Annotated in this window: 2 tRNA genes and 1 rRNA gene; all 3 read left to right on the plus strand. The window is 51.3% G+C overall.

Features of this window, described 5'->3' with window-relative positions:
* Positions 1-26: 26 nt before the first annotated feature.
* Positions 27-103, plus strand: a tRNA-Ile gene (locus ACFOKJ_RS01690).
* 8 nt (positions 104-111) lie between these two features.
* A tRNA-Ala gene (locus tag ACFOKJ_RS01695) sits at positions 112-187 on the plus strand.
* A 259-nt stretch (positions 188-446) separates the two neighbouring features.
* A 23S ribosomal RNA gene (locus tag ACFOKJ_RS01700) occupies positions 447-530 on the plus strand; the annotation flags it as partial.

Genomic DNA, 530 nt, shown 5'->3' on the forward strand with positions numbered 1-530 from the left:
TTTTGCTCAACATCGGGAAGTAGACTGGGTTTGTAGCTCAGCCGGTTAGAGCACCGTCTTGATAAGGCGGGGGTCGTTGGTTCGAGTCCAACCAGACCCACCAGTTACCTAGGGGGATTAGCTCAGCTGGGAGAGCACCTGCTTTGCAAGCAGGGGGTCGTCGGTTCGATCCCGTCATCCTCCACCACCCACCCAATGCAAACAACAACCTATTCGAAGGTTGGCCGCAAGGTCCTTCGAGTGAGTTTCTGTTTGCGTTGTAAAACGCCCGATCTTTAACAAATTGAAGAAGCCAATTCAAGCGGCGAGATGAACGGATAAGTTAACTCTGATCCGAACAAATCGTCGACTTGGGTAGAAGATTGTATCAAGTGCTGTGTACGCCTTAGTGCGCAGCACCACGCAACACTTTGTCATGAAGTACTGCAAGGTATCTGAAATGATAGAGTCAAGCGACTAAGTGCATCTGGTGGATGCCTTGGCGATCACAGGCGATGAAGGACGTGCAAGCCTGCGAAAAGCAGCGGGGA

Origin of the sequence: Vogesella amnigena (assembly GCF_042648905.1) — a bacterium.
In the GTDB taxonomy this organism is placed as follows: Bacteria; Pseudomonadota; Gammaproteobacteria; order Burkholderiales; family Chromobacteriaceae; genus Vogesella; species Vogesella amnigena.